This is a genomic window from Ancylobacter sp. (assembly GCF_965279025.1).
Classification (GTDB): Bacteria; Pseudomonadota; Alphaproteobacteria; order Rhizobiales; family Xanthobacteraceae; genus Ancylobacter.
In genome coordinates this window covers 507,324-520,816 of the sequence record NZ_OZ257132.1, presented here as the reverse complement: position 1 = coordinate 520,816, position 13,493 = coordinate 507,324, and the positions used below count along the sequence as shown (strand labels likewise).

At 65.3% G+C, this 13,493-nt stretch carries 15 protein-coding genes; 5 read left to right on the top strand and 10 right to left on the bottom strand.

Annotation, left to right across the window (positions count from 1 at the left end; genetic code table 11):
* Positions 1-66 precede the first annotated feature (66 nt).
* Together ACQY76_RS02400 and ACQY76_RS02395 are read right to left on the bottom strand one after the other, a co-directional pair.
* Complete coding sequence (locus tag ACQY76_RS02400; RefSeq protein ID WP_428031327.1) at positions 67-804, bottom strand: hypothetical protein; 738 nt, start codon at positions 802-804, stop codon at positions 67-69.
* Between the two features lie 99 nt (positions 805-903).
* Positions 904-1,062, bottom strand: coding sequence for a hypothetical protein (locus ACQY76_RS02395; RefSeq protein WP_428031326.1), 159 nt, complete (start codon positions 1,060-1,062; stop codon positions 904-906).
* Between the two features lie 259 nt (positions 1,063-1,321).
* On the opposite strand from ACQY76_RS02395, the gene ACQY76_RS02390 reads away from it, so the two are divergent.
* Positions 1,322-1,834 carry a L,D-transpeptidase gene (locus ACQY76_RS02390; protein ID WP_428031325.1) on the top strand — a complete coding sequence of 171 codons (513 nt, stop codon included), beginning with the start codon at positions 1,322-1,324 and terminating at the stop codon, positions 1,832-1,834.
* 12 nt (positions 1,835-1,846) lie between these two features.
* Here the strand turns inward: ACQY76_RS02390 and ACQY76_RS02385 are convergent, their stop codons facing one another.
* Positions 1,847-2,251: a GFA family protein gene (locus ACQY76_RS02385; RefSeq protein ID WP_428031324.1), complete on the bottom strand. Its 405-nt coding sequence runs from the start codon at positions 2,249-2,251 to the stop codon at positions 1,847-1,849.
* A gap of 385 nt (positions 2,252-2,636) precedes the next feature.
* Here ACQY76_RS02385 and ACQY76_RS02380 point away from each other — a divergent pair, with 385 nt between their 5' ends.
* Complete coding sequence (locus ACQY76_RS02380; protein ID WP_428031323.1) at positions 2,637-3,743, top strand: glycosyltransferase; 1,107 nt, start codon at positions 2,637-2,639, stop codon at positions 3,741-3,743.
* Between the two features lie 25 nt (positions 3,744-3,768).
* Here ACQY76_RS02380 and ACQY76_RS02375 read toward each other — a convergent pair whose 3' ends face one another.
* From ACQY76_RS02375 to ACQY76_RS02345, 7 genes are all read right to left on the bottom strand, one after another.
* Positions 3,769-5,037 (bottom strand): glycosyltransferase family 2 protein, encoded by a 1,269-nt coding sequence (locus tag ACQY76_RS02375; protein ID WP_428031322.1) that lies wholly within the window; start codon positions 5,035-5,037, stop codon positions 3,769-3,771.
* Positions 5,034-6,182 carry a glycosyltransferase gene (locus ACQY76_RS02370; RefSeq protein ID WP_428031321.1) on the bottom strand — a complete coding sequence of 383 codons (1,149 nt, stop codon included), beginning with the start codon at positions 6,180-6,182 and terminating at the stop codon, positions 5,034-5,036. Before ACQY76_RS02370 ends, ACQY76_RS02375 begins: the two co-directional genes overlap by 4 nt.
* Before the next feature lie 115 nt (positions 6,183-6,297).
* On the bottom strand, positions 6,298-7,320 hold the full coding sequence (locus ACQY76_RS02365; RefSeq protein ID WP_428031320.1) for a nucleotidyltransferase family protein: 1,023 nt from the start codon (positions 7,318-7,320) through the stop codon (positions 6,298-6,300).
* Entirely contained in the window at positions 7,317-8,018 is a 702-nt protein-coding gene (locus ACQY76_RS02360; RefSeq protein WP_428031319.1) for a glycosyltransferase family 2 protein, read from the bottom strand. Before ACQY76_RS02360 ends, ACQY76_RS02365 begins: the two co-directional genes overlap by 4 nt.
* Positions 8,015-8,758: a glycosyltransferase family 2 protein gene (locus tag ACQY76_RS02355; protein WP_428031318.1), complete on the bottom strand. Its 744-nt coding sequence runs from the start codon at positions 8,756-8,758 to the stop codon at positions 8,015-8,017. The genes ACQY76_RS02360 and ACQY76_RS02355 overlap by 4 nt, the downstream gene beginning before the upstream one ends.
* 7 nt (positions 8,759-8,765) lie before the next feature.
* The gene (locus ACQY76_RS02350; protein WP_428031317.1) at positions 8,766-9,833 is read right to left on the bottom strand and encodes a serine kinase; all 1,068 of its coding nucleotides are present in this window, start codon (positions 9,831-9,833) and stop codon (positions 8,766-8,768) included.
* Positions 9,830-10,252, bottom strand: a complete 423-nt coding sequence (locus ACQY76_RS02345; RefSeq protein ID WP_428031316.1) for a PqqD family protein — start codon at positions 10,250-10,252, stop codon at positions 9,830-9,832. The genes ACQY76_RS02350 and ACQY76_RS02345 overlap by 4 nt, the downstream gene beginning before the upstream one ends.
* A gap of 232 nt (positions 10,253-10,484) precedes the next feature.
* On the opposite strand from ACQY76_RS02345, the gene ACQY76_RS02340 reads away from it, so the two are divergent.
* The 3 genes from ACQY76_RS02340 to ACQY76_RS02330 all read left to right on the top strand — a co-directional run bounded on the left by ACQY76_RS02340 (position 10,485) and on the right by ACQY76_RS02330 (position 13,453).
* On the top strand, positions 10,485-11,465 hold the full coding sequence (locus ACQY76_RS02340) for a UDP-glucuronic acid decarboxylase family protein (RefSeq protein ID WP_428031315.1): 981 nt from the start codon (positions 10,485-10,487) through the stop codon (positions 11,463-11,465).
* 63 nt (positions 11,466-11,528) lie between these two features.
* Positions 11,529-12,974, top strand: coding sequence for a nucleotidyltransferase family protein (locus ACQY76_RS02335; RefSeq protein ID WP_428031314.1), 1,446 nt, complete (start codon positions 11,529-11,531; stop codon positions 12,972-12,974).
* 92 nt (positions 12,975-13,066) lie between these two features.
* Positions 13,067-13,453 (top strand): hypothetical protein, encoded by a 387-nt coding sequence (locus ACQY76_RS02330; protein ID WP_428031313.1) that lies wholly within the window; start codon positions 13,067-13,069, stop codon positions 13,451-13,453.
* The last annotated feature ends 40 nt before the right edge of the window (positions 13,454-13,493 follow it).

The following is a 13,493-nucleotide window of genomic DNA, read 5'->3' as shown; positions in this document are numbered from 1 at the left end:
GCTCTCGGTGGCGCGCGGAGGGGTGGCAGATATTACCACAAATCGGCCACGCCACGTGCGGCGCGATCAGCGGCCCGGTGCGAGGCTCGCCATGTTGCGCCCGTCATTCATCTTCTTGAGCTCGTTCACATATTCTTCCGGCAGAAGGAGATGCGACGGCGTGTCAAGGCCCATGAAGGTGGCGACCTGGCCGATGAACCAGGTGCAGTTGGTGGTGGTCGCGTTCCAGAACGGCGTCGTCTTCTGCAGCTTCTGGATATAGGCGAACACCTTGGGGGCGTCCTCGGCGGTGAGATAGACGCGGTAATTGGCGGTCAGGTACTGCTCGTCGAGATCGCCATAGCTGGCGCCGGTTTCCGACTGCACGAACATGAAATGGCCGAGCACATAGGGAACCGGGCTGTCGGTGGCCGGGTGGAGGCCTGCGACGTCGACGGCACGCTCAGTTGACTTGCCGTACCACATGAACGCGTGGCCATAGGTAGCGGCGGTGCGGGCACGGAAATCGACATAGAAGGGCGCAGGGGCCGGCGCGGAGGCGGCTTCCGAGGTGCCGACCTTGACGTCGGTCGTGGCGATTTGGGAAGCGGCAGTCGACGTAGAAGGATTGGTCGACGCGGAAGACTTGGTCGACGCAGCGCGGGTCGAGGCCGGCTTGGCGGCGGGGGCCGCTGTCGCCGGTTGTCCGCCATCGACGGACTCGATCGACGCGAAGCTCGGCCCGGCGAGAAGGCCGGGCGCGAGGAAGGCACAAAGCGCCACCGCGAGGCGGCGGCGCTTTGTCATGGCGACATGGATGGTCATAACGGAACCCCGTCGTTTCTCTCTCGATCACATCGCGCGGCGGCAGGGCCGGCCGCGGTCATGTCAAGCACGCCACAAACGGGGTGCATTCCGCCGTGCTCAGCCCTTGGTGACGATCGGCGCGGGAGCCTTGCCGACCGGAGCCTTGCCGACCGGAGCGGCCTGGGCCTTGACGGGCTGGGCCTGGGGCATGTCCGCAGCGACGGCAGCGCCGAGCATGAAGATGGACGCGGAAACGACGAGGATGGACTTGATCATGGCTGATTACCTTAGGTTAGAAAGAAAACAGAATGAGGAAAGCTGTCCGGCACAGGTCCTATTGGTTAACGAGTATCGCTTCTTTTGTGGCCGTCAATTGACGGCGAGGCGGCAGCGAGATTACGCGCACGGATTTCCACCCGACTGTTGCAGAAAGGACGCTAACGCTTACCAATCAAGCGATTGAGCAACGTCGAGCCGCGTGTTCGGCGGCCGTCTCTGGTATCAGGGCGGCACCATTTGGAGGCGGGACCGGACGATGCGGCGTGGCATTCTCTTGCGCGTGATGTTGGCTGCGTTGGCGGTGATTCCGGCCTCCGCTGGCGTCGCGCGGGATACGGTGGCCTTCGAGAAGCCGGGCTACCGGCCGGGAACCATCGTGGTCAGCACCAGCGAGCGCAGGCTCTATCTCGTGGTCGGCGAGGGGCGCGCCATTCGCTACCCGGTCGCGGTCGGCCGGCGCGGCAAGCAATGGCAGGGGCAGACACGGATCGAGCGCAAATACATCCAGCCGGCCTGGTCGCCGCCGGAGGAAATCCGCCGCGACAATCCCAAGCTGCCGGATGTCATCGCCGGCGGGTCGCCCGAAAACCCGATGGGCGCCCGCGCGATGACGCTGACGGGCGGCGGGCAATACGCGATCCACGGCACCAACAAGCCGAAGTCGATCGGCACCTTCGCCTCTTATGGCTGCGTGCGCATGCTCAACGACGACATTGTCGACCTGTATGAGCGGGTCGGCGTCGGCACGACGGTGGTGATGCTGCCCTGAGCCGGCCCCGCGTCAGTCGCCGGCGTCCTCGCGGTCGCGGGCGTGCTGGCCGGCGCCTTTCTGGTGCGCCAGCCATGGCTCCCGCCGGATGGTCCAGAGTTCATAGGTCGGAACCAGCGCGCTGGGCAGTCTGTCCAACGTGCCGAGCTTGATCTCGATCTCGTCGGAGCCCTCCTCCCAGCAGAAGAGTTGCGAACCGCAGGCCGGGCAGAAGCGCTCGCCGCCCGCTCGCGCCTGCCAGCATCCCAATTCCCCCGCGAGAGTCACGCTGCCCCGGGGCCAGATGCCGAAGAAGGAAAACGCCGAGCCGGACTGCTTCCGGCAGGTAGCGCAGTGGCAGATGCCGACGCGCACCGGCTCGCCTCGGATTTCGTAGCGGACCTGTCCGCAGTTGCAGCCACCGGAAAGCATCATCATCGTCTCGCGGGTTCATGGGGCAGGGAGCGCGCGGTCTGGGTGGCAGACCCGTTGGCGATATGGCTTATGTATCGGAGCGGGCACGACATTTCGATTGATCCGCCGATAGTTCGATGTTTAGACTAATTCATCTTCACCGTGAGTTCCTGGTGTGCACGTCACGCGAGTCGACAAAAATCCGAGCCGTCACGACGTCACCGCCCGCTCACGCACGAAGATCCCCTCAGCGTCTGTCGTGACGTCCATGATCGCGGCTATTGTTCCCGGGCGATGGGATGGGCCGGATCCCGCAGGGAGTTCTGCGTGAAAACGGCCCGGCCATAGTCATCAATGCGGGTAGCCGAATTCAGATGACGCCGTCGCCCTGCGTGCGAGTACATTACGGATGCACATCACCCTTTATTACACAACGCTTGCCGGCGGCGGCACGGAGCGGGTGTTGGTGCGCCTCGCCACGGAGTTTGCGAGCCTCGGGCATCGGGTCGACCTTTTGCTGATGAGCCTCGGCAGCAAGGCCTATGCAGACGAGATCGACGCCCGTGTCCGGGTGGTCGATCTCGGTGCCGTCCGGATGAGGACGGGCTTCCTGCGCTTTGTCGCCTATCTGCGACGGGAGCGGCCCGATGTGGTGATTTCCGCCGGCAACCTGCCGAATGCCTTTTCGGCGTGGGGTGCGCGAACCGTGCGGCCCCGCCCCTGGGTCGTCTTCACCTATCATGAACTTGCCGCCTCTGCGGTCGGCCGGGATATTTCGCGCACGCGGCTGCTGAGCTGGATGAGCAAGCGAAATGGCCGCCTGGCGGATTCGCTGGTCGCCGTCGGCCCGGGCCTGGCGGCCAAGCTCGAGTCGATCATGGGCGTCCCGGAGAAGACGATCCGGGCGATCCACAATCCGGTCTGGCATGCCTCGATCGAGGCGCGAGCCCGCGCGCCGATTCCCCATCCCTGGCTGGCCAGCCGCGAAACGCCTGTCGTCATGGCCGTCGGCCGGCTGGAGACCGTCAAGGGTCATCGCACGCTGCTGGACGCCGTCGCCCTTCTACGCCGGCGGCGGCCCGTGCGGCTGCTCATCCTCGGCGCGGGCAGCGAGCAAGCGAACCTTCAGGCGCGCATCGCCGAACTGGGCTTGACCGGCAGCGCCGAGTTGGTCGGCTTTCACGACAACCCCTTCGCCTGGATGGCGCGGGCGTCGGTGCTGGTGCTCTCCTCCGAGCGCGAAGGCTTCGGCAATGTACTCGTCGAGGCAATGGCCTGCGGGACCCCGGTGGTCAGCACCGACTGCCCCACGGGGCCGCCTGAAATTCTCGACGGCGGGCGGTATGGCGGGCTGGTTGCGGTGGGCGACGCCGAAGCCATGGCGACGGCAATCGAACAGCAGCTGGACGCGCCCGTTCCCGTGGCGGTGCTCCGCCAAAGAGCCCAGGCGTTTTCTGCCGAGGCGTCCGCCATGGCCTATCTTGCGCTCGTTCCGCCACCGGCGGATCGCCGCTGACTCGTCCGACGCGCCCGGCGCAGCTTCAGCGCAGCGAATCGGCGATTTTCCGCCACCATCCCTGGGGCGGGAAACCGATGGGCATGGCCATCCAGACATAATAGGCGACAGGCAGGTGGCCATCGAATGCCGCCCGGACAATCTTGCGGCTGTTCATGACGTTGAACCGCGAGGTCACCGCCCAGAGAAACGCGTTTTTCCCGCTGGCCCGAAGCAGGGTCTTTGAATAATCGCGAAAAAGCGTCACGACGCTTGGCGCGTTGTAATAGCGGCTCCGCGCATATGACTCACGGCTCGTCAGATTATCGAGCAAGGTCCAGAAGTAGGAACCAAGTACCCAATAATTTTTAACAGCGTTCGTCACCACGCTGCGCATATTCTCCAGGTCGACGTCGATGCCCCTGATGCCGTCGGCAAAAGCCTGCGAGGTGGTCCGCACCCCCGAAATCTCTTCCCTCGATGCAAAATAGTTGGCGCCATGCACCCTTCGACTGGACAGGGGCATGTCGATGAAGGCGGTGCCGCCAAAGGCGTGACAGAGTTTGAGGAAATAGCTGTCGGAAGGGATCATCGGCGGCTGTGTTTCATCATTGACGAACAGTTCCGCGATGGAGCGGCGCATCACGTTGCTGGTGCCAGGCGACCAAAGCCAGCCCGTTGCCTCGCGCGGGGCGCGGGAAACGCGTGGGGCAAGGGCCGAGCGATAGAACGCCGCCGAAATCTGCGGAAGGCGCGCCACCAACCCGTCCTCGCGCATGGCGTTCTCGGCATCGCGCGCCCGCTTGATCTGCCGCCAGCAGGTCGAGGAAAGCACCCGGTTCTCCGCGTTCACCTCAATGACGTTGCTGGACGTCAGGGCGGCGGTATCGACAAGCGACAGGTGAACCTGAATATGTGTCGAGGCAAAGTTCGGAAACAGCACGTCGTCGGCGTCGATCAGCGCGACGAATTCGCCGGATACCGCGCGCAGGCCGGTGAAGGCGCCGCCGAGCTGGCCGATATTCTGCGCAAGGCGGATCAGGCGGAACCGGCTGTCCGAGCCGACATAGCGTTCAATGACCTCAAGACTATTGTCGCTGGAGCCGTTGTCGACGACCACGCACTCGAAGTGCGGATAGTCCTGCTCCTGTATGGACTCGAGCATCTGCCCGACGAAACGGCCATAATTCCAGTTGACCACCACGAAGCTGAGCAGCGGCGCGCGAAGGCCGGCGACCGGCGTCCCGCCAACGGCAAGATCATCCGAATTCGTTGTGGCGTGATCCTGGCGCGGCAGGAGATCGCTGGAACTCATAACCCCTCATTGCCCCCGTCGCTGCGCGCGCGTTCGAAGGCGGCGAGATGATGCTTGAAACCGTCCCATGGCACGCCGCTCTGGGACGAGAAAGGCCAGGCGACGCCCTGGAAGCGCGGGCTCTCGTCCAGGTCCTCCAGCAGCGTGTCCACCAGGTTGAGAAAACGCCGTCGGTCCGGCTCGATCCGCTTCAGGGTCTGGGCACGGATGAATTCCCGTGGAATGTTGCGCGCCTTCAAGGCGGCGACGGCGTCGCGAACGGCACGGGGATCGGCATCGACGACGGCGCAATACGCATCGTCGAAAAAGACGTCGCGGCCGCCAATGCTCCGGGTGCTGACGACGGGCAGCCCCGCAAGCATGTACTCCACGGTCGCGTAGCTCGCTCCTTCAATTTGCGACAATATCAATCCGACGGATGCCCGGTTCTGAGCCTCATTGACCTCCGCGTGCGTCAGAGCCACCGGCAGGCCACGTTCCAGTTTGTTCAGAAGAGCATGACGTGGATTGCGTTCCAGCGTGTCATTCCAGAGCGTACGGAATTCGATCTGCCGGCTTTCCTGCGGCTCGGCATAGGTTACATAGGCGACCCGATCGATCTCCGCCGCCAGCTCATGCCGCTTGCCGGCAACAAAGCGCGCATTATAGATCGCGTCGAACTCAGCATTCGCCCCCTCCAGCGGACGGAAAATATCTTCCGATACTGTGAATTTGTGGTTCAGGAACAGTGCCTTCTGCCCGAAGCGGTTCAGGAGGTCAGCTTCACCTTGGGTATTGCAGATGTAAGTGAATCGGTGATTGCTGTACTGGCGGACATGCCGGGCGACGCTGTAGGCGATGTATTTGGCCTTCTCGACGGACTCCACCGACCACGTGGGATAGACGATGAAGCCGGCTTTGGCGTCGCCATACCGGGCGGCAAAGCTGGGCGCGATGCCGAGGAATTCGTCATAGGGCATTCCCGACAGGAAGATGGGTGGGTTTGCCGAAAGCAGACGCACCGGCCCAAACGGGATCGGCTTGCCCCGTAATTCCGGAAGCCGCTCACCCTCGAAGGGCGAGGCATTGGGCGAGGGCAGCAGGCGCCTGAGCCGTCGGGCAAGTCCCCGCCCCACGCGTCCCGTGAGGGCAACCGGATCGAACACGCGCATTTCCTTCGTCGCAGATGCGGGTAGTGTTATTGACCCACAATGGGCGGCGCGGCGATCGCTTGGCAAGCGGGCAGGGCTCGACGCGCGTGGATAAGTGACGATAGGTAATCTATTGCCTTGATAGGCGGCGTATCCGCCGGAGAACGCGCGACAGACCCTGCGAGGCGCGGGTCGTGCCGGCGCCCGAACGGCACTCCGCGAGCAGGGCGAAGCTGTGCAGGGCGTCGGCGGCTGCCGTCCGTTCCAGGCGGTCCAGCGCTTCCGGTGGAATAGGACGCATCAGGCGTTCGCGCGCATAGCGAAGCGAGAAGAAGGACGCCGCGTCCAGACCCTGGCGGCGGCTCGCTTCTTCAACCAAGGGCCAGTCAATCTCCGCCGCGGTGGACATGGCGACGTCCGCCAGCCAGAGGCCATTGAAGCAGGAGCGGCGTACGCCGTCGGCGATCGAGACCATGAGAGCGTCGGTCGCCGCGGGAAGCAGGGCGGGCGCCCCGCCGAAGGTTCCGGCCCCGGCCCGCTGCCAGAGGTCGTCAGCGCCGGCCGCTTCGGAACGGCCCGGCGGGTAGGGGGAGCGCCGCACCTCAAGGGAGCCGAAAACCCCGCGCGTGAAACGGCAGGAATACGCTGGCTGGTCACGTTTCCGGCCGACAGCGCCCGGTGGTGCGGCCTGCCAGCCCTCGGCGGTCAGTCGATCATGGACGCGCATCATGTCCCCCTGCCGCACACAGAGTTCAACGACACCGAACGGGCGGCCGCGACCCAGCGCGTTGCCGGCCGCGCTCCGGGCGGCCTCGCCGAGGAGCAGAGCCGGCAGGTCCTGCGTCGCCAGCGTATGCAAGGCCGAGGCGGCCTCACCTATGACAAGCTGCGCGCGCGACCAGTTGGCGCGTTCGATGCCGCCGACCCGGCCGCGATGAACGCTCTTCGGCGCGATTGCCGGCAGGCGCTTGGACACTAGGCCTATGAGGCACATTTCCACGCCGGGCAATTGGTCGAGATCGGCGGCGCGCTCAAAGGCGGCCCAGGCTTCGGCGGCTGTTGGCGCGTCGGCCAGCGCAGCGCGCAGCAGGGCGTCGACACCCGGCGGGGGGCTGCTCCTCTCCGCGAGAAGGCGCAGGCCGGCCCGCTTCACACCGGCGACCCTTCGTCGTCCGGGCCCGCCTGGCGTGCCTGCCGCCGTTTCATCGCCTGATGCACGGCGACGAGATATCCGCGCGCCCTCGTCGCGTCGATCGAATGGCTAAGGCTGCCGGCTCTCACGCGGCGCATCGCGAGAACCTCTTCGACCATCACATGGCGATGGCCCAGATCCCGGCTGCGGCCGAGCCAGTCGACAAGTTCGCCGAGGCGGCCGGGAAAATCGTGGAAGTCACCGACCTGGCGGGCCGACTCGGTCTTCAGCACCATGGTGGTGCGCGTCCACAGGCGATATTCCGGGCCGACATGCGGATCCGGCGTCTCGCCGTCCTTGAACTGGCGGGCGAGACTGAACGCGGCCGTGATGTCGGGGCTGCCCACGAGGCGCGCCGCCTGCACCTCCATCTTTGGCGGCAGCCAGACATCGTCTGCATCGAGCGTCGCGAAATAGGGGGTGGCGACCTCGCGAAAGCCCGCCGTGGTAGCGGCTCCCGGGCCCTGATTATGCTGCCGAACCACCGTGACCGGAGACCCGAAAGCCGTGGCGACCGCGGCGGTGTCATCGGTGGAGCCGTCATCCACCACGATGATGGCGTCTGGCGGCAATGTCTGCGCCAGAATGGAACGAATGGCCTCGCCCAGGGTGCCGGCGGCGTTGTAGGCGGGGATGACGACCGAGTAATCGAGGCTCACGTTTCCATGTCCAGTTCGATATTCGCAGGACCTTCGAACAGTTCGGCGAAGATCGGCGGCAGTTCCACTTTCCCTTTGACGCGGCGGCGCATGGCCCATCGCATCGTCGCCAGCCGGAAAAAACGCTGCACTTCCTCCGTGTTGCGCGTGGTGTTCTTGTCATGCCGACGGTAATAGGCCGCGATCGCGTCTTCCCGGTGCAGCCGCAAGGCGCGGTCGATGGCCCTCAGCACGAATTCGGTGTCTTCGCCCTGCCGGAAGTTTTCGTCGAAGGGACCGAGCGAACGGATCGCGTCGGCACGGTACATCGAGGACTGGAGGTAGGGCCCGCGCATGACGCGGGTCGGAAAGCCCGCAGCGGGCGCCTGCGTCGCTTCGTCTAGGACCCTGAACAGTTGCAGGAGCCCGTACACAGCATCGTAATCCTGTGTGGCCAGCAACTCCCTCTGCCGCGCGATCCGCCCGGGATAGGAAAGGTCGTCCGAGTCGAGAAAGGTGATGAACCGGCTGTCGGGGCGGCTCGCCGCGAGGCCGGTGTTGCGCCCGGCGGGAATGCCCCGGCCGGCGTTTGGAACAAGGCGTATCTCGGGAAAGCTCCGCGCCATGCCCTGGACGATGTCGCAGGTGTCGTCGGTCGAGCCGTCGTCGACCACGACGATGTCGAGGGCAACGCTGTCCCGCTCCCGCAGCAGCGAGCCCAGGGCCGCTTCAATGAAGCGGGCGGCGTCGAGGGCGGGCATGATAACGCTAACCGGCATGTGCGAAGCCCCGGTCGAAGAAGGCCGACAGGACGGATGTGATTTCCACCGGGTCCTCGGACAGGTTCAGATGGAAGGCCGGCAGGCGCCGCGCCAGATCCGCGAAAAAGCGGAAGCCCTGCTGCGAGTCGCCGGAGAACTGCAGCACGGCCGACGGCGCCAGCGCCAGCGCCGCCTGCTGCGCCGAGGCGGGCGTGAGCGTCGTCCGGCCGGCGCGTGCGACGTGGGGCAGCAGGATGGCGCGGATGTCCATCTGCGCCGAGAGGGGCCGTCCGAGGTCGGCCGGATTGAATTCGATCTTGCCCTGCCAGTTGAGCGGTCTCTCGCGGCCCATTCGGGCGAGACCTGCGCGTTCGAGCCCGCCCGGATCCTGCTTGAAGTTCCGGAAAATGGCATGGGCGATGACCGTCGGGCCCGGCTCGACCACGACGTAATCGTCCCCGGCGCTGTCGAGGCCATGGAGAATGCCGGCCAGTGTCGTGCCTGATTTGCCGGAGCCGCCGGCGCCGGCGAGCAGCACCCCCGCGCCATTTCGGCCGAGCGTGGCCGCATGGGTCAGCCGAAGCCCCGCGGCTGCATAGGCCCAGTGCAGGAACAGCCGCAGAGGCGACGTCGATTCCCAGGGAGGAAAGGCGAGGGGCGAGGCGAGGGACTGCACGCCCCGGCGGGTTGCAGGATCGTAGATCTGCCAGCTCGGCAGGTCATGATAGGAGCCGCGCAATCCGTCTTCGCTCAAGGCGCGGTCGAGATGGCGGGGCGACATGTCGGCCGTGTCCCGCCAATAGAGCGGAGACGGCCACTGCCCTTGCATGGCATGCAGCGCGTAGATCTCGGCCTCCGCGACGGCCTGCGAATGAGGGGCTTCGACAAGCGCGCCCTCACATAGGCGCCGGAGCGCCGCGCTGGCGAACCACACGTCGAGCCCGAGCCGTGGCAGCCGGAAGCGCCGGCGTTCGAGCCGCGTCGTTTCGGTCTTGAACGCGGCGTCGAGGAGATGGCGCGCATAGCCTGCCAGGTTTTCCGACGCGACGCCCTTGGGCGCCTGCGTGAACGTCACGATTGAGGACGCAACACGGGCCAGCCGGCCTCCAGGTCCACATCGTGGACCGGATCGGCAGCAATGAGTTCCGCAAGATCCTCGAACACCTCGAGTTTCGGCGCCTCGGACGTCCACGCCACGTCGATCGACATTCCGGGTGCGCCGGCCCGAGCCTGCCGGATCAGGCCGAACGATATGAGCTCGGCGACAAAGGCAGACGCGCCTTCCACCAGCTGTGGCTGCTGCGCAGCCAAATTCTCCAGGATGGCGTCCGTCGCGTGTCCGCCAATCAACAACCCCCAAAGAGATCCAGCAATTCCGCCCAGGCTGTAATAATGACCTGTTGCGAGATTGAGTATGACGGCCTGATCTTCGAAATATTCCGACACAACATCAGGAGAGTTTATTTCATACACGCCGGAAAAAACGTCGCTCATCTTATTTCCTATGTCGCCTCGTCGAGGCGAGTGCGTGCATGCTGTGATTGTAGTAGCGTATTACGATCGTACGGTCTCAAGCGGTAACATTCTTGTCTTTTCGTGTAAATGTGTGACGCGGCAGGCGAGCCCAGGGCATTCATATTTGATATGATTGTGACTTATTTGCTACGGCCAGCTTTTCGTGGCGTGCGTATGTTGCGAACCGGCGAAAGCTCAATGGAGTAAGCAGATGGCGCGGGTTCTGGTCAGCGGCGGGGGAGGGTTTCTCGGATCATTACTCTGCGGAAAGATTGTCAAATCTGGAAATGAAGTGGTCTGCGTCGACAATTTTTCGACGGGAAGTCAAAGTAATATTGACGATCTGCGAGATAATCCGAAATTCAAATTAATCGAGCAGGACGTCTGTTCCCCCCTCGACGGCGAGTTCGATGAGATTTTCAACCTCGCCTGCCCCGCCTCGCCGGTCCATTACCAGCGCGATCCAGTACAGACCACGCGGACATGCGTTCTCGGTGCGTTGAACGTACTGGACAGTGCCCGGCGATCGGGCGCCAAGGTGCTGCAAGCCTCGACGTCGGAGGTCTATGGCGACCCGCTCATCCATCCCCAGCAGGAGAGTTACTGGGGCAACGTCAACCCTCACGGCCTGCGTGCTTGCTATGACGAGGGCAAGCGCTGCGCCGAATCCCTGTTCGCCGATTATCACCGCCAGTACGGAGTCAGGATCCGCGTCGCCCGGATCTTCAATACCTACGGACCGCGCATGCAGCCCGCCGATGGCCGCGTGATCTCGACCTTCATCATCCAGGCGCTGCAGCAGCGCGACATCACCGTCACCGGCGCCGGGGCGCAGACGCGCTCCTTCTGCTATCGCGACGATCTGATCGACGGGCTGCTGCGTCTGATGGCGGCGCCCGATTCCGTTTTCACGCCGGTCAATCTCGGCAACCCCGTGGAAATCACCGTGCGCGCGCTTGCCCAGAGAATCATCGATCTCGTGGGTGCCCGGTCGAAGATCGTGTCCACGCCGCTGCCGCAGGACGATCCCCAGCGCCGTTGTCCCGACGTGAGCCGCGCGCGCGAGCTCCTGGACTGGAAGGCGACGACGGATCTCGACGATGGCCTGCGGGCGACCATCGCCTATTTCGACGATCTCCTCGCCGGCCGCACCCGAATGCTGGACGCGCCCCACATCGTCGCGACGTCCTAGGTCGATGCGCATGTCGCCTGGCCAAGCGTCGGGAAACGGCCGACCGCGAAGGAGGACTGTCGGATGAAACCCGCCCCGAGCTGGCCGGGCGTCTCGGTCGATCTGTTGCTGAGGGCGATCCTCGCGCCGCCGGACGCCGCAGTGCCGGCCTGGCGGCGCTGGTCGCAGGGACCGTATCTGGCAGATATCGGGCAGCATGAGCTGAAACTGCTGTCGTCGCTGGGGCCGCGCCTCGCCACCCTCGACCCTGAGACGCCGCTGCGCGGCAGGATCGAGCGTCTGGTCCGGCCTTTCTGGCTGCAGACGCAGATGAAGCTGCGCGACGCGCTGCCGGCGCTGGACGTGCTCCAGGGCGCCGGGATTCCCGTCATCGTCTTCAAGGGCGGCGCCCACTATGCGGAATCGCTTGTTGCCGGCTCGCGCCGTCTCATGGGCGACCTCGACATATTGGTGCCTTCCGATCGATCGACCGACGCGCTTGCCGTCTTGGAGGCGGAGGGCTGGGAGCATGTCGATGGCATATCGCTGGCCTATCTGAAGACGGCTGACGCCGCCTTGCGGCGGGGCAACCTGCGGAAGGGCCGATTCGGCGAGATCGACTTTCACCTCACGCCCTTCCATCATTCCCGCCGTTCGCCGGCCCTCGACGCCCGCTTATGGCAGCGCGCCGTTCCAGCCACGCTGGCGGGCCGCGCGATCCTGGTTCCGGGCACCACGGATTCGCTGGTCATCACCCTCGCGCACGGGGCCATGGGGCGCGGCGGCGGCTGGGCGCTCGACGCGGCGGCGCGTGCCGAACGTCAGGCCATCGACTGGGATGACCTGGTGAAGACGGCGCGCGAGCATGCGCTGGTTCTCGCCTGCATGGCGGGGCTCGGCTATCTGCGACAGGAACTGGGCGTGGCGGTTCCGGCGGAGGTCATCCACGCGCTCGCGGCCTCTCCGGTGTCGCTCGGCGAACATCTGAAGTACCGCAGCTATGTCCGCGACTGGGAGTCGCGCACGTTGCTCGACAGGGTGACCGACCGGGCCGCCAACTGGCTGCTGCGCCGGGACGGCTTCGCGCCTGTCGTCGATAGCCGGCCCATCGGGGCGGGAATGCCGGTGCGCCGCCTTCTCAGCCGGCGCCGGCCGGTGGAGCTTGCCCGCATGCAGGTCGGCCTCCGGCAGGAGATCGAGATGGGCGTGCCCGCCGGGCGCCGGAACTGCGTGCTGAAGATCCGCGCCGAGGCGCCTTCCGAGAAGCGCTGGCTTTTCGTCGAGGTGTTTGCCGATGGACGGTCCGTCGCTCGACTCGGCTGCCCGTGGGGCGGACAAGGGGGCGGGTCCGCCCGGACGCGCGCGAAGGAGCGGATCTTCCGGTTTCGATGGCCCACCGACAGCTCAGCTTCGGTGAGGCTGATCCTGATATCCCGTCCTTCCGACTACATGTCGCCGGACCTTTCGGCCGAGGAGAGGCGTCAAACCGGCCCGATGCCGTTTTCCGTGACGGGCGCCTGGTGGCTCTGAAGCCGCCATTGCTTCATCCGGGCTGCTGCGATTCTGCACGCCGTCGGCCGACCCAACTGTTGCACCTCGCGCCCACTATGCCACGCTGCCGCATGGCACGTTTCGCATTCCGATATGTTCTGAGTGACGGTCGCGACGTTCATCTGCGCGACATTCTCCAGCTCTTGCAGCCGCGTGGCGACCCTGCCGCATGGGAACTGGATCATGGCGAGGAGGGGGAATTCTGGGCGACAGCCACACCAGGCCACGATGTCAGCTGGGCGCGGGCGATGGCCGGGACCGGCCAACGCCTGTCGGGCGAGACCTTGCGCGCCCGCACGGACGATGTTCTTCAGGTCATTACGGGAGAGTTCCAGGCCTTCGAGGGATCGGCGGCGTCGCCATGGCTGATGGTGCGCGTGTTCGACAGTTCGGTCTACGAGATTGAAACAGCGGACGAGGCTGTGCTTGCGCTCGCCCGGCGGCATTTCGGAGGGTAGCCCCGTCGCGTCGAGCGCGTCCGCACAAAAAAGGCCCGCC